This window comes from Arthrobacter sp. SLBN-83 (assembly GCF_006715285.1).
Classification (GTDB): domain Bacteria; phylum Actinomycetota; class Actinomycetes; order Actinomycetales; family Micrococcaceae; genus Arthrobacter.
In genome coordinates, this window is sequence record NZ_VFMX01000001.1 from 2,534,124 (window position 1) to 2,555,963 (window position 21,840).

The 21,840-nt window shown below is 67.4% G+C and carries 20 protein-coding genes; 12 read left to right on the plus strand and 8 right to left on the minus strand.

Annotated features, from left to right (window positions below; all coding sequences use genetic code 11):
* Positions 1-7: 7 nt before the first annotated feature.
* Together FBY30_RS11750 and yidC are read left to right on the plus strand one after the other, a co-directional pair.
* Positions 8-937: a hypothetical protein gene (locus FBY30_RS11750; protein ID WP_142133031.1), complete on the plus strand. Its 930-nt coding sequence runs from the start codon at positions 8-10 to the stop codon at positions 935-937.
* Positions 938-1,032: 95 nt separating this feature from the next.
* Positions 1,033-1,815: a membrane protein insertase YidC gene (yidC, locus tag FBY30_RS11755; protein WP_142133032.1), complete on the plus strand. Its 783-nt coding sequence runs from the start codon at positions 1,033-1,035 to the stop codon at positions 1,813-1,815.
* Between the two features lie 13 nt (positions 1,816-1,828).
* Here yidC and FBY30_RS11760 read toward each other — a convergent pair whose 3' ends face one another.
* Together FBY30_RS11760 and FBY30_RS11765 are read right to left on the minus strand one after the other, a co-directional pair.
* Entirely contained in the window at positions 1,829-2,728 is a 900-nt protein-coding gene (locus tag FBY30_RS11760) for an SDR family oxidoreductase (RefSeq protein ID WP_142133033.1), read from the minus strand.
* Complete coding sequence (locus FBY30_RS11765) at positions 2,725-3,177, minus strand: nuclear transport factor 2 family protein (RefSeq protein ID WP_142133034.1); 453 nt, start codon at positions 3,175-3,177, stop codon at positions 2,725-2,727. The genes FBY30_RS11760 and FBY30_RS11765 overlap by 4 nt, the downstream gene beginning before the upstream one ends.
* 91 nt (positions 3,178-3,268) lie before the next feature.
* Between FBY30_RS11765 and FBY30_RS11770 the strand changes: the two genes are divergently transcribed.
* Both FBY30_RS11770 and FBY30_RS11775 read left to right on the plus strand, forming a co-directional pair.
* Positions 3,269-3,928: a TetR/AcrR family transcriptional regulator gene (locus FBY30_RS11770; RefSeq protein WP_142133035.1), complete on the plus strand. Its 660-nt coding sequence runs from the start codon at positions 3,269-3,271 to the stop codon at positions 3,926-3,928.
* Between the two features lie 40 nt (positions 3,929-3,968).
* Positions 3,969-4,523, plus strand: coding sequence for a dihydrofolate reductase family protein (locus FBY30_RS11775; RefSeq protein ID WP_142133036.1), 555 nt, complete (start codon positions 3,969-3,971; stop codon positions 4,521-4,523).
* Here the strand turns inward: FBY30_RS11775 and FBY30_RS11780 are convergent.
* Genes FBY30_RS11780 through FBY30_RS11800 form a run of 5 tightly spaced genes read right to left on the minus strand, consistent with a single transcriptional unit; the run spans position 4,508 to position 12,634 of the window.
* Positions 4,508-5,728, minus strand: coding sequence for an MFS transporter (locus FBY30_RS11780; RefSeq protein ID WP_142133037.1), 1,221 nt, complete (start codon positions 5,726-5,728; stop codon positions 4,508-4,510). The two genes, FBY30_RS11775 and FBY30_RS11780, sit on opposite strands and share 16 nt — an antisense overlap.
* Before the next feature lie 39 nt (positions 5,729-5,767).
* Positions 5,768-6,565 carry a respiratory nitrate reductase subunit gamma gene (gene narI / locus FBY30_RS11785; protein WP_142133038.1) on the minus strand — a complete coding sequence of 266 codons (798 nt, stop codon included), beginning with the start codon at positions 6,563-6,565 and terminating at the stop codon, positions 5,768-5,770.
* Positions 6,566-6,567: 2 nt separating this feature from the next.
* Positions 6,568-7,188 (minus strand): nitrate reductase molybdenum cofactor assembly chaperone, encoded by a 621-nt coding sequence (gene narJ / locus FBY30_RS11790; protein ID WP_142135208.1) that lies wholly within the window; start codon positions 7,186-7,188, stop codon positions 6,568-6,570.
* A 26-nt stretch (positions 7,189-7,214) separates the two neighbouring features.
* Entirely contained in the window at positions 7,215-8,924 is a 1,710-nt protein-coding gene (gene narH, locus FBY30_RS11795; protein ID WP_142133039.1) for a nitrate reductase subunit beta, read from the minus strand.
* Entirely contained in the window at positions 8,924-12,634 is a 3,711-nt protein-coding gene (locus FBY30_RS11800; protein WP_142133040.1) for a nitrate reductase subunit alpha, read from the minus strand. Before FBY30_RS11800 ends, narH begins: the two co-directional genes overlap by 1 nt.
* 104 nt (positions 12,635-12,738) lie before the next feature.
* Here FBY30_RS11800 and FBY30_RS11805 point away from each other — a divergent pair, with 104 nt between their 5' ends.
* The gene (locus FBY30_RS11805) at positions 12,739-13,395 is read left to right on the plus strand and encodes an SDR family oxidoreductase (protein ID WP_142133041.1); all 657 of its coding nucleotides are present in this window, start codon (positions 12,739-12,741) and stop codon (positions 13,393-13,395) included.
* Between the two features lie 21 nt (positions 13,396-13,416).
* Entirely contained in the window at positions 13,417-14,988 is a 1,572-nt protein-coding gene (locus FBY30_RS11810) for a Na+/H+ antiporter (protein WP_142133042.1), read from the plus strand.
* Between the two features lie 28 nt (positions 14,989-15,016).
* Here FBY30_RS11810 and FBY30_RS11815 read toward each other — a convergent pair whose 3' ends face one another.
* Positions 15,017-16,228, minus strand: coding sequence for an ROK family protein (locus tag FBY30_RS11815; protein WP_142133043.1), 1,212 nt, complete (start codon positions 16,226-16,228; stop codon positions 15,017-15,019).
* Positions 16,229-16,340: 112 nt separating this feature from the next.
* Between FBY30_RS11815 and FBY30_RS11820 the strand changes: the two genes are divergently transcribed.
* The 6 genes from FBY30_RS11820 (at position 16,341) to FBY30_RS11845 (ending at position 21,838) form a co-directional block, all read left to right on the plus strand.
* Positions 16,341-18,053, plus strand: a complete 1,713-nt coding sequence (locus FBY30_RS11820) for a glycoside hydrolase family 13 protein (protein WP_142133044.1) — start codon at positions 16,341-16,343, stop codon at positions 18,051-18,053.
* 31 nt (positions 18,054-18,084) lie between these two features.
* Entirely contained in the window at positions 18,085-19,026 is a 942-nt protein-coding gene (locus FBY30_RS11825) for an aldo/keto reductase (protein WP_142133045.1), read from the plus strand.
* 165 nt (positions 19,027-19,191) lie between these two features.
* Entirely contained in the window at positions 19,192-20,055 is an 864-nt protein-coding gene (locus FBY30_RS11830) for an HpcH/HpaI aldolase/citrate lyase family protein (RefSeq protein WP_141942759.1), read from the plus strand.
* A gap of 27 nt (positions 20,056-20,082) precedes the next feature.
* Positions 20,083-21,042 carry a DUF2797 domain-containing protein gene (locus tag FBY30_RS11835; RefSeq protein ID WP_142133046.1) on the plus strand — a complete coding sequence of 320 codons (960 nt, stop codon included), beginning with the start codon at positions 20,083-20,085 and terminating at the stop codon, positions 21,040-21,042.
* Positions 21,043-21,086: 44 nt separating this feature from the next.
* Positions 21,087-21,311, plus strand: coding sequence for a DUF3188 domain-containing protein (locus tag FBY30_RS11840; protein WP_142133047.1), 225 nt, complete (start codon positions 21,087-21,089; stop codon positions 21,309-21,311).
* A gap of 65 nt (positions 21,312-21,376) precedes the next feature.
* Positions 21,377-21,838 carry an FAS1-like dehydratase domain-containing protein gene (locus tag FBY30_RS11845; RefSeq protein ID WP_142133048.1) on the plus strand — a complete coding sequence of 154 codons (462 nt, stop codon included), beginning with the start codon at positions 21,377-21,379 and terminating at the stop codon, positions 21,836-21,838.
* The last annotated feature ends 2 nt before the right edge of the window (positions 21,839-21,840 follow it).

A 21,840-nucleotide genomic window follows, 5' to 3' on the forward strand; every position in this document is an offset into this window, starting at 1 on the left:
AGTTTTCATGCGCAGGAACAGTCTGCTCGCTGCCACAATGCTCTCGGCATTACTTGCCACGACCGGCTGCGGTGCCGCCAACACGGCGTCCCCGGCTTCCAACTCCTCTGCGGGCGTCGAAGCCGGTGCCCGCACTTCCCTCGACATGGCGCTCGACGAAGTTGGCGCCTCCCAGCGGATTGCCGTGGAAAGGGCTGCTTCCGCAGCGCAGGCCGGGAAGGAAGCGGCCCACGCCAGGAAGGCCGAAGAAGCCGCCGCTGCGGAGAAGGCTGCCAAGGCCACTGCCGCAGCAGCGCAAAAAGAGGCCGCCCGCGCACAGGCAGCTGCCAACGCGCCGGCGGCAGTTCCCGCCCCTGCCACGCCGCCGTCCGCCGCGCCGAAGACTGCGCCCGCGCCCGCCGCCGCGGCGGCCACTGCCCCATCGTCCTCCGAACGTGTTGTCGCCACTACCTACACCACGGCGTACACCTGGTTCGACAACACCCCTGCCGGTTCAGCCACCATCAGCCACCCGGTGCTCCATCCGACTGCGGGAGGCACGGGCTCCTTCGAGGACCCCATCACCATTGCCGTAGGACACTCGCTGGCCACCGGGCAGGACGTCCTCGACTTTCCCGCGGGCACGCGGATCTACCTCCCGGACGTCCGCCGCTACTTCATCGTCGAAGACACCTGCGGCGATGGCAACAATCCGCAGGGCGGCCCGTGCCATCAGGGCGCCAACGCGAACGGAACCAACTCCACTATCTGGATCGATATGTGGATCGGCGGCCAGGGTGTGAGTGCCGGCGCCGCCGACGAATGTGCCAGTAAGGTGACCAAGGTCAACACCGCCGTCTTCAATCCGGCCCCCAACTACGCGGTGGCGCCCGGGGCAGGAGTAATACACGACGGCAAGTGCGATGCAGGGTACGGCAACGCGCTTGTGAAGCAGTAGGGCCGGGAAACCCGGCAGGACCTCCTTTACTGCCTGGCCCGTGACAAGGACCCGGTTTCGCCGTAGCTTGGCAGCAACTGGCGGATGGGGGATTCGTGGACTTTTTTTCGGCAGTGATGGAGCCGTTCCGGTGGCTGGTGTCCGTCATCCTGGTGGCTTTCCATGACGGGCTGGCCGCCGCGGGCATGGCGGCGGCAGGCGGATGGACCTGGACGCTGGCCATCATCGGGCTGGTGCTTGTCATCCGGGCCGCACTGATTCCGGTGTTCCTCGCCCAGGTCCGGGCGCAGCGCCGGATGCGCCTCCTGCAGCCGAAACTGAAGGAGCTCCAGGCCAGGTACAAGGGCAGGACGGACCAGGCATCCCGGCAGGCCATGTCCCAGGAACAGATGGCCCTGTACAAAAAGCACGGCACCAACCCGTTATCCGCCTGCCTGCCGCTGCTGATCCAGGCCCCGTTCTTCCTGGCCCTGTTCCAGGTACTGTCCGGAATCTCCAGCGCCGCGCCGCAGGGCCAAGGTATCGGCGCACTGGGCCGGGACCAGGTGGTCCAGTTCGATTCCGCCAGCGTCTTTGGCGCGCCGCTGTCCGCCTCGCTGCTGCACGGCGGCGGGGACCCCGCCGCCGTGGCCGTCCCCGCCGTCGTGATGATCCTGGTGATGATTGCCTGCCAGTTCCTGACGCAGAAACTGGGGGCCGCACGGAGCATGGCCGGACAGGACAGCGACAGCCCCCTGATGCGCCAGCAGCGGTTCATCCTTGTGGGGCTGCCGCTGCTTTTCGGTGCTGGCGGGATCTTTTTCCCCATCGGCGTCCTGGTCTATTGGACGGTCTCCAACCTCTGGACCCTGGGGCAGCAGTTCCTGGTGTCCCGGTAACGTTGACGCAGCTTCAACGTCCCCCATATGCCCGGGCCTGCTCCCTGAGGAAGTCGCTGACAGGCCGTGGATTGATCCCGCGCTGGCGCAGGGGTTTGTCGTCCCACGTGGCCTCGTGGAGGTCTGTCGTCAGGCCGGCCCCCAGGGCGGAGGCCAAACCATCCCTGCGGCGGCTGAGCATCCTGACGGCGAGTCGTGCCACAGGGCGGGGCATGTGCTGCACCTTCATGGGGCGATGCATCAACTCCGCGGCCAGCAGGCTCGCTTCGTTCTTCGTCAGCGGCTCCGGGCCGCCAAACTCGACCAGCCGTGGTGGGTCCGGCTCGAGGGCGACGGCGCAAAGGAGGGCCGCCACATCATCCGTCGCCACCCAACGCGCCTTCGTGTTGCCCTTTCCAATCACGGACACCTTGCCGGCCGCCACATCGAAGCGGCTGATGGGGGACAAGTGCACTTCCTGGAACGCGTCCGGGCGGACAATTACTGTCCGCATGGCAGAAGCCGACAGGCGCCTCTCCATGGCCAGCTTGGCGTGCCTCAAGGGTGTCTCAACAGCGGTATCAACCCCGCCGAATGACAGGTAGACGAAGCGGCGCACGCCGGCGGACTCCGCAGCATCGATGAGGTGACCCATGCCCACCTCATCTACCTCACGGATGCTGGCCGGGCTGCTGCCTTGCAGCCGGCGGCTTATGGCAGTAGCGGTGGCGATCACAGTATCGACGCCTGCACACGCGGGCGGCAGCGTGCCGGGCTCGGTGAGGTCTCCGCGCACAATTTCCGCCCCGATTGCCCTCAGCGACGAATCGTCAGTGCTGTGCCGGACCAGGCAACGGACCTCGTGTCCGTCAGCGCGCAGCCGCTTTGCGATCCGGCCACCCAGGTCACCGGTGGCCCCAACCAGGAGGATCATGGCACGGCTCCTTCCGGTCCAGTGCCGGCCATCGCCCGGACCGCAGCATTCACGTCCCCGGTGTCCTGATCCGCCGGCTCCAGGTAGAACCTGACGGCAGAAATCCGGTCGTCGCGAAGGGTGAAGATGCCTATCCCGGCCTGTTCGACGGCGATGCCGTCACGGCGGGTGCCATGGGATGCCCACTCAACCCAGACCTTGCCATCGGTGCTGGTTGCGGCATCGACCACCTTCAGGCTTAGGTCCGGAATGCCGGCGAACAGCGCAGACCAGTTGGACCGGACCTGTTCGCTTCCGGTGAAGCTGCGGGAGGGGTGGTTTGGGGTGGTATTGACATAGTCGCCGGCAAACTCGGCCACCATGGCGTCGAGGTTGTGTTGCCCGGCTGCGGTAAACATGCGGCGAACAGGGCCGTCGGGGAGGCGGTCCACGCCGTCTGGCGTGTCCATGGAAAACTCCTTGGTGCCTCGGAGGGCGAGGCAGTGACCTGTTAGATTTATTTCAATACAGTTGACTGTATTGATTGGAGTTTAAGACTGCATGCAAAGCCCAGTCAATGCTTCCGGGGAACGCTCTGGCACGCGCAGTTACGACGCCCGGAAGCGCCGGGAGCTGGCCGCCGAATCGCTGCGTACGGTCCGTGCCCGCGCCCGGGAGCTGTTCCTGGCCAAGGGATTCGGCGCCACCACCATCGCCGAAATCGCCGAGGCGGCCGGGGTATCCGCTGAGACCATCTACAAGAATTTCGGCGGCAAGCCGGGGCTGGTCCGGGCAATTTACGAGGAGAGCCTCCTCGGCGCCGGTGGGTCCCCGGCCGAGGAACGATCGGACCTGGCCCAGCTGACCAGCACCGACCCTGCCGCCCTGATGGAGCAGTTCGGCCGCTTCACCACCGAGGTGAGCCCGCTCGGGGCCCCGGTGTTCCTGCTCATCCGCGAAGCTGCCGCCGGCGGCGATGCCACCATGGCGGCCCTGCTGGGGGAAGTGGACGAGGCGCGGTACCGGCGGATGCTGCACAACGCGCGGCAGCTGGTGGGCAGGGGACTCCTCCGGCCGGGCCTCAGCGCCAGGGAAGCGGCGGACGTCATGTTTACCTGCACGGCCGCTGAGCTTTACGAAACGCTGGTCCTGAAACGGGGCTGGTCGGTTGAACGTTACGGGACGTTCATCGGCAGGACCCTGGCAGCGAACCTGCTTTAAATTGCGTGCGGGATCTGCCCAGTACCGGCAGAATGGGCCCATGGCGCAGCTGATCTACTCCGCAATCATGTCCCTGGACGGCTACACGGCAGACGCAGACGGCAACTTCGCCTGGTCTATGCCGGACGAGGAAATCCACGCCTTCATCAACGACCTGGAGCGGGACGTGGGCACCTACCTCATGGGCCGCCGGATTTACGAGGTGATGTCCGTTTGGGAAACCATGGACACACGGAATGAGCCACAGGTCATCCAGGACTACGCCCGCATCTGGCAAGGAGCGGACAAGGTGGTGTACTCGACGTCGCTGGACACCGTCGCCACGCCAAGGACCCGGCTGGAGCGGCAGTTCGCTCCGGAGGCGGTGCAGGAGCTGAAATCCACCAGCGACAGGAACATCAGCATCGGCGGCCCCACCCTCGCCGCGCACGCCCTGAAGGCCGGGCTGGTGGACGAGTGCCAGCTCTTCATCAACCCGGTTACGGTGGGCGGCGGCCTGCGCTTCCTGCCGGACGGACTGGAAGCGCAGCTGGAACTGCTGGAGGAGCGCCGGTTCGGCAACGGCGTGGTGTACCTGCGTTACCGTGCCCTCTGAACCGCCGCGGTGCCTGCCCGGGGCTGGACCGCGAGGAGGGTGAATACCAGGGCCACCAGGGCCGTGCCCACCAGCAGGAGCAGCCGGATCGAGTAGCTGCGCGTTACGGCGTCGTACGTGGCCCCCATGACCAACGGGGGAAAGTAGCCGCCCAGGCCGTCTGCGGCGCTCACGATCCCGCTGATGCTGCCCACCTTCCCTGCCGGCGACAGGACGCCCACCCAGGCGAACACGCCGCCCGTCCCCAGCCCCAGCGCCGCTGCCATGGCGACGAACGTGGCACCCGCCGGGACCTCGCCGTCCGGCCGCATGTTCACCACCCAGCCCAGGACGGCCACGGCGCCGAGGGCCACCATGACCACCGGCTTGGGGCCCAACTTGTCCGCGAGCACCCCGCCCACCGGACGGGCCAGGACGGCGGCCAAGGCGAACCCGGCGGTCCGGGCACCTGCGCCGGCGGGGTCGAAGCTGTAGACGTCGCGCAAATAGGTGGGCAGGTAGGTGGCAAAGGATACAAAGCCGCCGAAGACCACGGCGTACAGGAAGCACAGTTTCCAGGTGACCGCCGTCCTGGCCGCGTCCATCAGCTTGGGCAGCACCGGCGCGTGGTTGGGTGTCCAATCCGGGGATTCCTTCATGAGGAACCAGACCAGCGCCGCCATGAGGGCCAGGACACCGGCGATCAGCAGGTGCGTGGGGAAGTAGCCGATCCCCGCAACCAGCCGGGGGTTAAGGAAGGCAGCCAGGGCGGTGCCTCCCATGCCCGCACCGAAGACGCCGGTGGCGAAGCCGCGGCGGGCGGGCTCGTACCAGGCGCTGACGAACGGAATCCCCACGGCGAACACCGTCCCGGCAACGCCCAGCAGCAGCCCGGCGGCCAGCACCAGCGCGAACGAACTGATGAGGCCGCCAATGGACACCAGGAGGATGGGAGGGATGGCGGCCAGCAGCACGAATGTGAACATGGCCCTGCCGCCGTACTTGTCCGTCAGGGTGCCCACCACGATCCGTCCCAGCGAACCGACGAACACCGGCATCGCCACCAGGACTCCCGTGGCGGCCGGTGTCAGCGCCAGGTCCTGCGTGTAGAAGGCACCCAGCGTGGCCACCGAGTTCCACGCCCAAAAGCCTGCCACGGACGCCGCCGTCGCGAGCGCAAGGTTCAGCGCCCTTCCGGTAACTGGCGTTGAGGTTGTTCCGGCCACGGCTAGCTCCTCAGCACATTGTCTAAAACGCACCGCCGGTCAGCGGTTGCGGGTGTCCCGGTCCGGCGTGCCCACGGCGGACCAGCCCCGGCCCTTCGTCTCCCTGTCCCGGGATCGGTAGACGATGTACGGGCGGAACAGGTAGTGCAGCGGCGCGGTAAAGGCGTGCACCAGCCGCGTGAACGGCCAGATGACGAACAATGCCATCCCCACCAGCGTGTGCAGGTGGAAGGAGAACGGCGCCGCGGCCATCGCCGCGATGTCCGGCTGGAAGACGAACAGCGACCGGAACCACGGCGCCACGGTTTCGCGGTAGTTGTGCCCGTGCCCGCCCTCGAAGACGCTGGCCAGCGTGGTCCACAGCCCGAACACGATGGCAGCGGTCAGCACCACGTACATGGTCTTGTCGTTTTTGGTGGTGGCCATGAACACCGGCCCGGTGGTGCGGCGGCGGTAGATCAGCAGCGCGATCCCGCCCAGCGTTGCAACCCCGGCGATGCCGCCCACCAGCAGGGCATTGAAATGGTAGAACTCCTGGCTCATCCCCACCGCCTGCGTCCAGGCCATCGGGATCACCAGGCCGAAGAAGTGCCCGGCGATGACAGCCAGCAGACCAAAGTGGAACAGCGGGGAGGCGATCCGCAGCAGCCTGGATTCATAAAGCTGGGAGGACCTGGTGGTCCAGCCGAACTGGTCGTACCGGTAACGCCACACCAGTCCGCCCACCAGCACCACCGCCATGACGTAGGGCAGGACGCCCCACAGCACGGTATCCCAGGTGTAAAGCACGACGGCGGTCCCCGGCTCCGTCTCCAGCAACGCCTTGAGTCCGGCCATGGTCAGGCCCTCCGGACCGGCAGCAGCCGCGGGTCGTAGGGGTCCAGCCCCACGCTTTCAGTGGGTGGACCGTAGCCGGCCATGCGCATCACTTCCTGCTCGTCCTGCGGTGACTTCCCGGGCAAGGTGGCGCAGATGGCCGCCAGGATCCGGGCGTGCGGGAGGTTGTCCCGCAGCAGCCCGAGCCGGAGCATCTCCAGGCTGGCCCGGTAGCGCTGCAGCAGGTCGCGGCCGGCCTCGCCGTCAACCCGGGCGGCGAATTCCAGCACCATGGGCAGGTAGTCGGGGAGTTCCCCGTCCAGGTCCACCAGGACCCCGCTGTGCCGGTAGGCCTCCTTGAAGAAGGCCAGCACTTCGCCGCGGCGCCGGGTATCGCCGTCCGTCCAGTAGCTCAGGTGCAGGGCATGCCGCCTGCCCAGGTCGAATTCCCGGACGTACTGGGCCTGCAGTTCCATCGGCGGGGTTGTTTCCAGGAGCTCCAGCACCGGGGCGAAATCCGGCAGGGCGCCCGGAAACTCGGCCAGCGCGGCCCGGACCAGGGGAACGCGTTCCACCAGTTCCACGTCCGGATAGGACAGGCACCAGGCCGCGGCAAGGTACACCACCTGGTCGCGGCGGGTCATCGCCGGTGAGTTGACGGCTGGCCGGATCACGGCTGGTCCTCGGCGGCGGCCAGGGTGTCCGGCTCCCCGCCCCCGTGCGGGGAAAGCCTGTCCGGGAACAGTCCCGGCGGCGCGCCGCGGCCATCCCAGTTCAACAGGTTCACCCTGCCATGAAGGCTTGAACCTGCGGCGATGGTGTCCGAGCTCTGCCGGTCCCGCAGCGCGTGGAAGGTATCCACGGCCACCGGGACGGGCCGGCCGCTCGCCTCCCCGAACGGTGCCGAATCCTGCATGCCAGGTCCGCCGTCGAAATCCAGCGAACAGCCCAGCTCCTCAAGGTCGTGCGCCTGCTCCAGGTGGGCCGTGGGAATGACGTAGCGCTCGCTGTATTTGGCGATGGCCATCAGCCGGTACATCTCATACATGCCTTGCCCGTCCATGCCCACGGACTCCGGGATGGTCTCGTCCGGGTCTTCGCCCAGGCTGATGCCGCGCATGAAGGACCGCATGGCCGCGAGCTTCCGCAGCACGGCGGTGACCCGCTCCGTGTCCCCGGCGGTAAAAAGCTCGGCGAGGTACTCCACCGGGATGCGCAGCGCGTCGATGGCGCCGAACAGGTTGCCGGCGTCCTCGCCGTCGTGCCCCTGGTCCCGCAGCAGGTCCACCACGGGTGAGAGCGGAGGCACGTACCAGACCATCGGCATGGTGCGGTACTCCGGGTGCAGCGGCAGGGCCACCTTGTACACCTTGGCCAGCGCGTAGACGGGGGAGCGGCGGGCAGCGTCGAGCCAGTCCTCCGGGATGCCCTGCGCCCGCGCCTCGGCCTGGACGCGGGGGTCGTGGGGGTCCAGCAGCACGTCCATCTGGGCGTCGTAGAGGTCCTGCGGATCGGTGACGGACGCTGCTGCGGTGACTGCGTCGGCGTCGTACAAAAACAGCCCCAGGTACCGCAGCCGCCCCACGCACGTCTCGGAGCAGACTGTGGGCAGGCCAACCTCCACGCGGGGGTAGCAGAAGGTGCACTTCTCGGCCTTGCCGGTCTTGTGGTTGAAGTAGATCTTCTTGTACGGGCAGCCGGTGACGCACTGGCGCCAGCCGCGGCACCGGTCCTGGTCCACCAGCACGATCCCGTCCTCCACCCGCTTGTAGATGGCGCCGGACGGGCAGGATGCCATGCAGGAGGGGTTCAGGCAGTGCTCGCAGATCCGGGGCAGGTAGAACATGAAGGTCTGCTCGTAGGCGAACTTGATCTTGTCCTCGGACTCGCGCCGGACCTTCTCCACCAGCGGGTCCAGATGCCCGTGATCCCGGGAACCGCCCAGGTTGTCGTCCCAGTTGGCGGACCAAGTGATTTTGGTGTCCTCGCCGGTGATCAGGGACTTGGGCCGGGCCACGGGAAAGTCGTCGCCCAAGGGGGCGTCCACCAGGGTTTTGTAGTCGTAGGTCCAGGGCTCGTAGTAGTCCTTGAGCTCAGGCTGGACGGGGCTGGCGAAGATGCCGAACAGCTTCTTCACCCTGCCGCCGGCCTTCAGCGCCAGCTTGCCGCGCCGGTTCAGGGTCCAGCCGCCGTACCAGCGATCCTGGTCCTCGTAGCGGCGGGGATAGCCCTGCCCGGGCCGGGTCTCCACGTTGTTGAACCACACGTATTCGGTGCCGGCCCTGTTGGTCCACGCCTGCTTGCAGGTGACGGAGCAGGTATGGCAGCCAATGCACTTGTCCAGGTTCATCACCATGCCCATCTGGGCCATCACCCGCATCAGTACTGCACCTCCTGCGACCGGCGGCGGACGGTGGCCACCATGTCGCGCTGGTTTCCTGTGGGTCCGAGATAGTTGAAGGCGTACGCCAGCTGGGCGTAGCCCCCGGCCAGGTGCGATGGTTTCACCAGCAGTCGGGTCACCGAGTTGTGGATGCCGCCGCGCCGCCCGGTGGCCTCGGACTTGGGCACGTCGATGGTGCGTTCCTGGGCGTGGTGGACGTACACCACGCCTGCCGGCATGCGGTGGCTGACGATGGCACGGGCCACCAGCACCCCGTTGACGTTGGTGCATTCCACCCAGTCGTTGTCGCGGACCTTGATCGCGTCGGCGTCGGCAGGGCTCATCCACACTGTGGGTCCGCCGCGGGACAGGGAGAGCATCAGGAGGTTGTCCTGGTACTCCGAGTGGATGGACCACTTCGAGTGCGGCGTCAGGTACCGGACGGTTACCTCCATGGCGCCGTCGGAGCCGAGCCGCGGCTCGCCGAAGAGCCGGTGCATGTCCAGCGGCGGCCGGTAGATGGGCAGGTTTTCGCCGATGTCCGTGATCCAGTCGTGGTCCAGAAAGAAATGCATCCGGCCGGTGAGGGTATGGAAGGGCTTGAGCCGCTCGATGTTGATGGTGAACGGGGCGTACCGCCGCCCACCGGTCTCCGAACCGGACCATTCCGGGGACGTGATCACCGGGACCGGGCCCGCCTGGGTCTGGGCGAAGGTGATGGTCTTTTCCTCGGAACCCTCCGCCAGGTCCGCCAGTTTCTGGCCGGTGCGGACCTCCAGGTCCTTGAAGCCCTGGACGGACAGCGAACCGTTGGTGGTGCCGGAGAACGCAAGGATTGATTCGGCCATCTTCGCGTCCGTGTCCATGGCCGGCCGGCCGTCCGCAGCCCCGCCCAGCATCACGCCGTTGGCATGGCTGAGCCTGGCCACCGGCTGGGCCATGTTGTAGGTGACGTTCTTGACGGTGAAGCCCAGCCGGTCAGCGAGGGGCCCGACGGCGGCGAGTTTGTCCGCGATGGCCGTATAGTCCCGCTCCACCAGGGAAAAGACGGGCATGTTCTGCCCCGGGACTGCCGGGATGTGCGGCTCCCGCCAGTCCCGGACCCGCCCGCCGGGCTGGGCCAGCTGACCGGGGGTGTCGTGCATCAGCGGCACACTGACCAGGTCCTTCCGGACGCCCAGGTGCGTCCTCGCAAGGCGGGAGAATTCGCGGGCCAGCAGGTGGAACGTGTCGAAGTCCGTTTTGGTTTCCCAGGGCGGGTCGATCGCAGGGCTGAAAGCGTGCACGAACGGGTGCATGTCCGTGGAGGAGAGGTCGTGCTTTTCGTACCAGGTTGCGGCCGGGAATACGACGTCGGACAGCAGCGTGGTGGAGGTCATCCGGAAGTCGGCGGAGACCAGGAGGTCCAGCTTTCCCTCCGGCGCCTCCTGGTGCCAGGCGACGTCCCGTGGCTTGAGCTCCTCTGCGCTGTCACCGCCCATGACGTTGTGGTGGGTTCCCAGCAGGTTGCGGAGGAAATACTCGTTGCCCTTGGCGGAGGAGCCGAACAGGTTGGACCGCCACAGCACCAGGGTGCGGGGCCAGTTGGCAGGGGCGTCCACGTCTTCGATGGCCGGGTTGAGGGAGCGGTTCTTGAGGGAATCGGCAATGAAGGACGGCGCATCGGCGGCAGTGCCGGCGGCGACGGCGGCCTCCGCTTCATCCGCCACGTCCAGCGGGTTGCGGTCGAACTGGGGGTAGAAGGGCATCCAGCCCAGCCGGGCGGACTGGGCGATGGCGTCCGCCGTGTGCATGCCGTCGAGCTTCCCGGTGGACAGCGGGGACTTCAGGGCGTCCGCCGAATAGCCGTCCTGCCGCCACTGGTCGGTGTGCATGTACCAGTAGCTGGTGCCGGTCATGGTCCGCGGCGGTCGGGACCAGTCCAGCGCATTGGCCAGGGACACCCAGCCGGTGACGGGCCGGGTCTTTTCCTGGCCCACATAGTGCGCCCAGCCGCCGCCGTTGCGGCCCATGCAGCCGGTAAGCATCACCAGTGCCAGCACGGCGCGGTAGGTGGTGTCGCCGTGGAACCACTGGCAGATGCCGGCGCCCATGATGATCATGGAGCGGCCCTTGGACTGCTCCGCATTGCGGGCGAACTCGCGGGCCACCCTGATACAGGCCTGGGCCGGAACGCTGGTGATCTCCTCCTGCCAGGCCGGCGTGTAGGGGGTTGCGGGATCGTCATACCCCGCAGCCCAGTCGCCGGGCAGGCCCTCACGGCCCACGCCGTACTGGGCCAGCATCAGGTCGAACACCGTGGTGACCAGATGGCCGCCCACCTCCATGACCGGAACACCGCGGCGCAGGATGGTGCCCTCGCCGCCTGCAGCCTCGAAACAGGGGAGCAGGATTTCGGCACTCTCGGTGGAGACTTCCTTGAGGGACAGGGCGGGCGCGATCCCTTCGAGGTCCAGGTTCCACTTGCCCTCGCCGCTTGGGGAATAGCGGAACCCCATGGACCCGTTGGGGACGGCGGCGCGGCCCGCCGCCTTGTCGTACAGGACGGTGCGGAACGCGGCATCCTCGGCCAAAGACTCACTGGGGACGTCCAGGGCGGTGAGGAATTTCGACGGCGTGAGCGCGCCGTCGTCGTTCTTCTCCAGCCTGACCAGAAAAGGAAGATCCGTGTACTGCTTCACGTAGTCGGTGAAGAACAGCACCTGCCGGTCCACGAAGAATTCCTTCAGCATCACGTGGCCCATGGCCATGGCGAGGGCCGCGTCCGTCCCGGCCTGGGCGGGGAGCCATTCATCGGCGAACTTGGTGTTGTCCGCATAGTCCGGGCTGACCGTGACCACCTTGGTGCCGCGGTACCGGACCTCGGTCATCCAGTGGGCGTCCGGCGTGCGCGTCACCGGAACGTTGGAACCCCACATCATCAGGTACCGGGCATCCCACCAGTCCCCGGACTCGGGAACGTCGGTCTGGTCTCCGAAAACCTGGGGGCTGGCCACGGGAAGGTCCGCGTACCAGTCGTAGAAGGACGTCATCACTCCGCCGATGAGCTGGATGAAGCGGGTGCCCACCGCATGGGAGACCATGGACATGGCAGGGATGGGCGAGAAGCCCGCGCAGCGGTCCGGGCCGTAGGTCTTGATGGTGTTCACGTGGGCGGCGGCGGCGATCTCGATGGCTTCCTGCCATGACACGCGCACCAGCCCGCCCTTGCCGCGCGCCTGCTGGTAGCGGCGCCGCCGGTCCGGGTCCGCTGCCACCTCGGCGAACGCCAGCACGGGATCTCCTAGCCGGGCCTTGGCCTCCCGGTACATCTCCACCAGCACGCCCCGGGCATATGGGAAGCGCACCCGGGTAGGGGAGTAGGTGTACCAGGAAAAGGCCGCCCCGCGTGGGCAGCCCCGTGGTTCATACTCGGGACTGTCGGCCCCGACGGACGGGTAGTCCGTCTGCTGCGACTCCCACGTGATGATGCCGTCCTTGACGTACACCTTCCAGGAGCACGATCCGGTGCAGTTCACCCCGTGGGTGGACCGCACCACCTTGTCGTGGCTCCAGCGGTCGCGGTAGAAGATGTCACCCTTCCGGCCGCCCTCGCGGAACACCGCCCGTCCGTCGTCCGTCTGGTCCCACCTCGTGAAGAAACGGCCCAGCTTCAACATCGCTTCTGATGCGGGTCCATCTAACCCCGCATGGGGTCCGGCAGCCATCCCCCCAAGCTAGGTGGGTGTCGGAAACGTGGAACAGGGCACAAAGGCCCTGTTCAGGGCCATGTCGCTTCTGTCTGTCGGTGCCTGGCGGGCAGAATGGGTGCATGACACGCATCGCCATCATTGGCGGCCACGGAAAAGTGGCCCTCCTCCTGTCCGAACTGCTCACCGGCGAGGGCCACTCCGTGACCTCGTTCATCCGAAACCCGGACCATGCCGGCGACGTCAGCGCCACCGGCGCCACGCCGTCGGTCCTGGACGTGGAGAATTCCACGACGGCGGCCATCGCCCAGGCGCTCGCCGGCCATGACGCCGTGGTGTGGTCCGCCGGGGCCGGCGGCGGCAACCCGGACCGCACCTACGCGGTGGACCGTGATGCAGCCATCCGGTCCATGGATGCCGCTGCCCAGGCCGGGGTGAACCGGTACGTCATGGTGTCCTACTTCGGCGCCGGCAAGGACCACGGGGTGCCGGAGGACAGCAGCTTCTTTGCCTACGCCGAAGCCAAGGCAGCCGCGGATGAGTACCTGCGCAGCACCGGGCTGGCGTGGACCATCCTGGGACCCGGCGCGCTGACGGACAACCCCGGGACGGGACGGATCGACGTCGACCCCTCGCCGGAAGGGGAACGGGAAACTTCCCGGGCAAACGTGGCAATCGTGGCGGCGGCCGTGCTGGACCTGCCGCAGACCGCGGGCCGGACCATCGAGTTCCGCGACGGCACCCTGCCGGTGGCCGCTGCCCTGGAACCGCGCCCGTAAGCGCCGGCAGGGAAGAGGCTTATGGATCAGCTCGCACTAATAGTCGGACTGCTGCTGGCCACGGTGGTGGCCGTAGGCCTGGGGGACAGGCTGCGGCTGCCGTACCCGGTCCTGATGCTCCTCCTGGCGGTGGCCCTGACCTTCATTCCGGGCTTCCCGGACCTGGAGATTGAACCCGAGCTGATCCTCCCCATCTTCCTGCCGCCGCTGCTGTTCGCCACCGCCCAGCGCAGCTCCTGGGCCGTGTTCCGGGTCCGGTGGCGGACCCTGATCATGCTGGCCGTGGCCTTGGTGGTGATCAGCACCGCCGTGGTGGCCGGGGCCGCGTGGCTGATGATTCCAGGCCTCGGTATTCCCGCCGCCATTGCCCTGGGAGCCATGGTGGCCCCGCCTGATCCTGTGGCCGTGGAATCCGTCGCGGGCCGCGTGCACATGCCGCGCCGCCTGATCACCGTCCTGCAGAGCGAGGGGCTGTTCAACGACGCGGCCGCCATCGTCATCTTCCAGGCGGCCGTGGCGGCTGCCGTGGGCGGCACCAAGGTGGGGCCCGACGTCGTCCTGCAGTTCATCGTGGGAGCGGCACTTGCCGTCCTGGTCGGCGTCGCCATGGGCTGGCTGATCGCGCTCATCACCCGGCTGGTCACGTCCATGGTGGCCCGGAGTGCCGTGACCCTGGTGGTGCCGTTTGCAGCCTACATCCTCGCGGAGGAGGTGCATGCCTCCGGCGTCATTGCCGTGGTGGTCACCGCCTTGGAAATGCAGCGCCACGCCCGCCCGCAGGATGCCGCTGAGCGGGTTACCCGGAACGCCTTCTGGGATGTGGTGGAGCTGCTGGCCACGGGACTGGCGTTCGGTCTGGTGGGGCTGGAAATCCGCCATGTCATCCGGGATGAGGGGACGGAAATCTTCAGCATGATCGGGGTGTCCCTGGTGGTGTGTGTCCTGGTCTTCGCGGTCCGGTTCCTATGGCTGGGCGTCCTGGCCCTGGGAGCCAGGAAACGCCGGAACCTGCTGCAGCCCACCTCCCTGAAGGAAGTGCTCATCCTGACGTGGTGCGGAATGCGCGGCCTGGCCACCCTGGCGCTGGCCCTGGCACTGCCGCTGACCCTGGCGGAAGGCACGCCGTTCCCGGGAAGGGACTACCTGCTGGTCATCGCCTGCGCGGTGCTGCTGGCCACGCTGGTCCTTCCGGGCCTGACGCTGCCGTGGCTGATGCGGGTCCTCAAAGCCTCCGAGGACGGCACGGCTGAACGTGACGCCGTCCGGCTTCTGGCCACCAGGGCGCAGGCAGCCGCGGTGGCTGCCCTGAAACAGCACGACCTGATGACGGACCTGCCGCCGGAGAAAGTGGCGCTGGTCAAGGACAGGATGCGGCGCCTGCACGCGGAACTGACGGACGGCAGCCTGCGGAACGAACCCTTGGCCGAGAAGCGCCAGCGGGGACGCGAGCTTGCCATCGCCGTCCAAACCATCGCACTGGACGCGGCCAGGCAGGAAGTGGTGGCGGCGCGGAACGAGCCGGACATGGACCCGGAGGTGGCGGACAGGGTGCTGCGGCAGCTGGACCTGCGCACCATGGTCATGCCGGAGTAACTGGCCCTCTGCAGGTATAGCGAAAAACCTAGGCCGGAGCAGAGGTCGACACCAGCTCCAGGTCCAGGGAGTTCTTCTCCACGTAGTCCAGGGCGCAGCGCACGGCGCCCACCGTCACGATGGAATCACCCAGCGGGGACACCGCCACCCGTGCGGGGGTGGCCGTGAACTCCTTCAGGCCCTCGCTGATTGGCGCCAGGAGGACGTCCGCTGAACCGGCCACGCCGCCGCCGATCACCACCAGTTCGGGGTTGAGCATGGTGGCCACCGTGCCCACCACCCGTGCCATCCTGTCCGCAAGCCGGTCCAGGATGCCCAGGGCCACGGGGTCGCCTTGGGCTGCTGCGGCGAAGACCTGCTCGGCCTCCACCCGTCCTGGCCGGAAATCGCGGAGGGCCGTGGGCTTGTCCGTGGCCAGTGCCTCGGCTGCCCAGGTCCGGGCCAGGTGGGCAATGCCGTAGGTGTCACCCACGCCTTCCACCAGGTCCAGGTAGGCAAGTTCCCCGGCGCTGCCGCGGCTTCCGTGCACCAGCCGGCCACCTTCCACGATGCCAGACCCCAGCCGTTCGCTGGCCAGGATCACCACCACGTCGTCCACCCCGGCGGCCGCCCCCTGCCACCGGTCGCCAAGGGCTGCCAGGTTGGCATCGTTCTCGAGCAGCACCGTCCATCCACGGGTCTCCTTAAGGGCCGGCCGCAGCCCGAGGTCGAACAGTCCCCAAAATTTTTGCGTGGCCACCACGTCCCCGTGCCGGTCCACTGGGGCTGCCACCCCGGCGCACACGGCCAGCACCTGTTCAGGTGCGGTCTCCGCGGAGCGCAGCGCCGCCATGGCTACGCCGTCAATAAAGGCGATGCGTTCCTTCGAACCAACGTCGCCGGCCTGGAAGGGGCGGCTGGACCGGCCCAGCGTGTTGCCCCGGAGATCGGAGACCACCACCGTGACCTTGGAGTAGCCGATGTCCATGCCCAGGACCACACCCGCCCGTTCGTTGAGCTCGAACCGGCGCGCGGGGCGGCCCTTTTGGTATCCCCCGAACTCGCGTTGGTTCTCCAGCTCCAGGATCCAGCCGCGCCGCACCAAATCCTCGCAGACGGCGATGGTGGTGGCGCGGGTCAGTCCGGTGGCCGCCATGACGTCCGTGACCGTCACGGCAGCCGAGGCGCGCATGAATTCCAGGACCGCGCCGGCGCTGACGCGCCGCAGCAACTGGGGAGTCGCGGGAACGGGTTCAGCCATGCTGTTGACCTTCCTGTACAAAGCACCAGATAATACTTGGGAAAGTAAATTTAGATTCAATATCAATATAGCTGCACCACGTATTAACCGCACTGAAGAAAAGGGTCAGTCCTTGTCCACCACTGCCACGCTGGCAACCCTGTCCGACTCCGACCGCCTGGGCGACCCCAACTGGTGGCGCCAGGCCTCCGTCTACCAGATCTATCCCCGCAGCTTCGCGGACTCCAATGGCGACGGTATCGGCGACCTGAAGGGCATTACCGCCAAGGTCCCGTACCTGAAGTCGCTGGGAATCGACGCCGTCTGGCTGAGCCCGTTCTACCCCTCCGCGCTGGCGGATGGCGGCTACGACGTGGATGACTACCGCGACGTCGACCCCAAGCTGGGCACGCTGGCCGACTTCGACGAGATGGCCAAGGCCCTGCACGAGGCCGGCATCAAGCTGATTGCCGACATCGTGCCCAATCACTCGTCCAACCGGCACAAGTGGTTCCAGGAGGCGTTGGCATCACCCAAGGGCTCCCCGGCCCGGGACCGCTACATCTTCCGGGACGGCAAGGGCCCCAACGGCGAGTTCCCGCCGTCGGACTGGGATTCGGTGTTTGGCGGACCCGCCTGGGAGCGCATCACCGAACCGGACGGCACCCCCGGCCAGTGGTACATGCACATCTTTGCCAAGGAGCAGCCGGACCTGAACTGGTCCAACCGGGAAATCCGCGACGACTTCCTCAAGACCCTGCGCTTCTGGTCCGACCGCGGCGTGGACGGCTTCCGCGTCGACGTGGCCCACGCCCTCACCAAGGACCTCACCGAGCCGCTGCTGTCCAAGCTCGAGCTGAGCGCTGCGAACACCGGCGTGGACGGTTTCGACGACGGCTCGCACCCGTTCTGGGACCGCGACGAAGTGCACGAAATCTATGCCGAGTGGCGCGAGGTCTTCAACGAGTACAACCCGCCCCGCACCGCCGTCGCCGAAGCCTGGGTGCACGCCACCCGGCGTGCCCGGTACGCCAGCCCGCAGGGGCTGGGCCAGGCGTTCAACTTCGACCTGCTGCAGGCCGACTTCGACGCCGCGGAGTACAAGGAGATCATCACCCGCAACCTCGCCGAGGCTGCCGCCACCGGAGCTTCCTCCACCTGGGTGTTCTCCAACCACGATGTCGTCCGGCATGCCACCCGCTATGGCCTGCCGCAGGTGGCGAAGGAGAAGGCCGGCGCGAAGGGCCAGGACGGCAAGGACTGGCTGCTCGCCGGTGGACCCAAGGACCAGCTGGATGTGGAACTCGGTGAACGCCGCGCCCGCGCCGCCACGCTGCTGATGCTCGCCGTACCGGGCTCCGCCTACCTTTACCAGGGTGAGGAACTTGGGCTGCAGGAAGTGGCCGAGATCCCGGAATCCGAACGCCAGGATCCGTCCTTCTTCCGCAACAAGGGCGTGGAGATCGGCCGCGACGGCTGCCGCGTTCCGCTGCCGTGGAAGGTGGAGGGCACCTCCTTCGGCTTCGGCGATGGCGGGTCGCACCTGCCGCAGCCGGACTGGTTCAGCAAGTACGCGGTGGAGGCCCAGGACGGAACCGAAGGCTCCACCCTTGAGCTTTACCGCAAGGCACTGAAACTGCGCCGCGAACTGCAGACCGGCGAGGAACTCGAATGGGTGGACACCGGCAATCCGGACGTCCTGCACTTCAAGCGCCCCAACGGCTGGCAGTCCGTGACCAACTTTGGGAACACCGCCGTCGACCTTCCCGCCGGCGGGGTGCTGGTCTCCAGCGCGCCGCTGGAAGACGGCAAGCTGCCGGCCAACACCACCGCGTGGCTGCGCTGATGCCGGCTGCCCGGCCGGACGGGGCCTCCTGATGCAGGAAGTCATCTATGGATGCATGGGCCTGGGCGGCAGCTGGTCTGAGGAGCCGCATGGTGCCGGCCATGTGGACCAGGCGGCCGCTGCCGTCCAGGCTGCCCTGGATGCGGGCATCACCCTGTTCGACCATGCGGACATCTACCGCAATGGCAAGTCCGAAGCGGTGTTCGGTGAGGTCCTCGCGGCCAGTCCGGGCCTGCGGGAGCGGATCCGGCTGCAGACCAAGTGCGGCATCCGGCTCAACGAACGCGGCCTGCAGACGCACTATGACCTCAGCCGGGAGGCCATCCTTGAACGGGTCGAGGGCAGCCTGAAACGGCTCCGCACCGACTACGTGGATATCCTGCTGCTGCACCGCCCGGACCCCTTGGCGGACCCTGCCGAGGTGGCGTCCGCCGTGGGGCAGCTCATGGCCGAAGGAAAGGTCCGGGAACTGGGCGTGTCCAACATGTCCGCGGCGCAGATCGAGGTGCTGCAGGACCGGCTGGAGACGCCCGTGGTGGCCAACCAGCTGGAGATGAGCCTGCTCAAGCGGGCGTGGCTGGAGAGCCAGGTCCTGGTCAACCACCCGGAGCACCTGGACTACAGCTTTCCGCACGGCACATTGGAGTACTGCACCCGCAACAACGTCACCTTGCAGGCCTATGGCTCCCTGGCCAGGGGCGTCTACACCGGCGCCGAGCAGGAGAACTCCACCTCTGCGGAGGCAGCCACCGCCGAACTCGTGGCGGAACTGGCGGGGGAGTACCGCACCACCGGCGAAGCCATCCTCTTGGGCTGGCTCATGAAGCACCCCGCCGGGATCGCGCCGGTGATCGGCACGGTCAACCCTGACCGGATCCGTGCCTGCGCCGACGCCGCCCGGGTGGCCAAGGCACTGACGCGTGCCGACTGGTACAAACTGTGGGTCACGGCGCGCGGGAGCAACATTCCCTAAGCGCCATCTGGCTGGCAGTACTTGTCGTTTTGCAGCTCCACAACGACAACTACTGCCAGCCAGTTTCCACGGGAGCGCAGTCACATCGCGTTTAGTTCGTATTGAACCTCACAAGCTGGCCGTTTTCTTCGCCGAGCCGCTTGCGGGCCGGATACTGTAGAAGGCATGACGTCTACCATCGCCGCCGAAACCGTTAGGCCGGAACGGAATATCCCCGCCGAGATCGCCCGCTCCTGGCTGCTGGTCAATGCCATGAAGCCCGAACTCTTCGACCAGTCGGCCGTGTCCCGCGCTGACTCGATCATCCTGGATATTGAAGACGCCGTGGACCCCTCGCAGAAGGACCAGGCCCGGAACAACGTTATCGATTGGCTGACCGCCGGCGGCAAGGCCTGGGTCCGGATCAACGACGCCACCAGCCCGTTCTGGGCCGACGACCTCGCCGGCCTCCGCGGCACCCCCGGGCTCCTGGGCGTCATGCTGGCCAAGACCGAATCGGCAGACCAGGTGACCGAGAGCTACCACCGCATGGACGGCAAGACGCCCGTCATTCCGCTGGTGGAATCCGCCCTCGGCATCGAGGAAGCCAACCACATCGCCAAGGCCCAGGGCGCATTCCGCCTGGCCTTCGGTTCCGGCGACTTCCGCCGCGACACCGGTATGGCCGCCACCCCGGAAGCCATGGCCTACCCGCGCGCCAAGCTCGTGGTCGCCAGCCGCGTCGGCAACCTGCCGGGCCCCATTGACGGACCCACCGTCGGCACCAACCATCCCATCCTGCGCGAGCAGACCGGCATCACCGTGATGATGGGCATGACCGGCAAACTGTGCCTGGCCATCGACCAGACCCCCGTGATCAACGAGGTCATCAGCCCCACGCCGTCGGACGTCGCCTGGGCCACCGACTTCATGAACGACTTCGAAGCCAACGGCCGCGTCATCCGTGACGGCTCCGACCTGCCCCGCCTGGGCCGCGCCGAGAAGATCATGAAGCTCGCGGTAGCCTTTGGGGTGCAGCCCGCGCTGTAGCGCCAACCCACCACTTCAGGAGACCCCGTGACCGATACCCGCTATCTGGTCCACGGGGTCTTTTGGCATGCACCGGACGCCTCCAAAGAAACGGACGACGGCGGCAGCCCCGTGCTGCGCCTCCAGTCACCTGAAGGGGACTTCCGCCAGCTGAGCCTCGGCCCGGGCCAACGGCTTGGCTTCGAAGTGGTGGAGCCCGGCAGGTCCTGCCTGGGCCACGTCACGGTCCAGTCCGCCGGATCGCGCAGCCACGTGCTCTGCACCTCTTCAGCTCCCGCCGTGCGGGGAAAGCAATGCGAGCGGTGCTTCGTGCTGGACGAGTCGCGGCTGATGCACGACTTCCACCGCGGCGGCCGGGTCACTCCCGGCCTCCGGGACTACCTGATGCAGGAGCACTGGCTCTATGTGGCCACCTTCGGCGGGGGCGCCACCAAGGTGGGAACGGCGTCGGGCCGCAGCAAGTGGACCAGGCTTGCCGAACAGGGTGCGGCGGTGGCGAGGTATGTTGCCAAGGCCCGGGATGGCCGCGTGGTGCGGATCCTCGAGGACGTGGTTACGGCCGAGATTGGCCTGACCCAGCAGGTGCGCTCGGCTGCCAAAGCGGAGGCACTGCTGCAGCCGCTCCCGGCCGCGGAGCTGGACGCCATTAATGCCGGTGCTGCCGGGGAGGTACGTGCACTGCTGGCGCACACCGCCGTCGACGGTTTCGGGACCGTGGAGGAGCAATGGGCGCGGCCCGCGCATGCTGACGCCCTATACGGCGCGGGCGCCTGTTTCGGGCACAAGACGCCCCATGCCTACCCGTACGCGCTGGACGGCGGACAGCACGGGTTCGACATTGCCGCACTCAGTGGGGCGAATGCGCTGGCACGGCTGGACGGCTCGGACGCCGGGTTCGTGGTCAACCTGTCCCAGTTGGCCGCCCGGACGGTCGTGCTGGGCAGCTTCTCCTCCGAGGTGCCTGCCGTACAGGAAGCGCTGTTCTGACCGCCGTCCCGGGTGCTGCCGGCTGCGGCCGGTAGACTTGGACGGTGCTGAACGAATTCTGGGCCACCGCGCCGACCCGCTACAAAGCCCTGGTTTTCAGCGCGATGGGACTGATCGCCGTCGGCATCATTCTCACCCTGATCGGCAACACCAGCGGGAACCAGGGACTGGCCATGGCCTCCCTGCCGCTGATCGGACTGGGCCTGGTCCTGCACGTCGTCGGCCTCGTGGTCCGCGGGCAGGCCATCCGAAGGAACCTGCGCCGGTAGGACCTGCGCTACGGTTGCGGCGGGCCTTTTCTGCCCGCCAACATGCGGGTTATAGGCTGGAATCCATGACTATCAATCCGGACCTGCAGGGCAGAAGCTACCCTGCCGCAGAGGTGTACGACGTTGGCCGCGAAAAAATCCGCGAGTTCGCCCGCGCCGTGAAAGCCACCCACCCTGCACACTTCGACGTGGAAGCAGCCAAGGCCCTGGGCCACGACGACCTGGTGGCACCGCCCACCTTCGCCATCATCATCGCCCAGCGTGCCGACGCGCAGCTGATCCAGGATCCGGAAGCGGGCATCGACTTCTCCCGCGTGGTCCACGCTGACCAGCGCTTCACCCACCACCGGCCCATCATTGCCGGGGACCGCCTGGTGGCGGAGCTCCACGTGGACGGCGTCCGCGCCATGGGCGGCGGGGCCATGATCACCACCCGCTCGGAGATCTTCGCCCTCGGCGCCGGCGACTCACGGGTGCCCGTCACCACCACCACGTCATCCATCCTGGTCCGGGGAGAGGGACAGTAGCC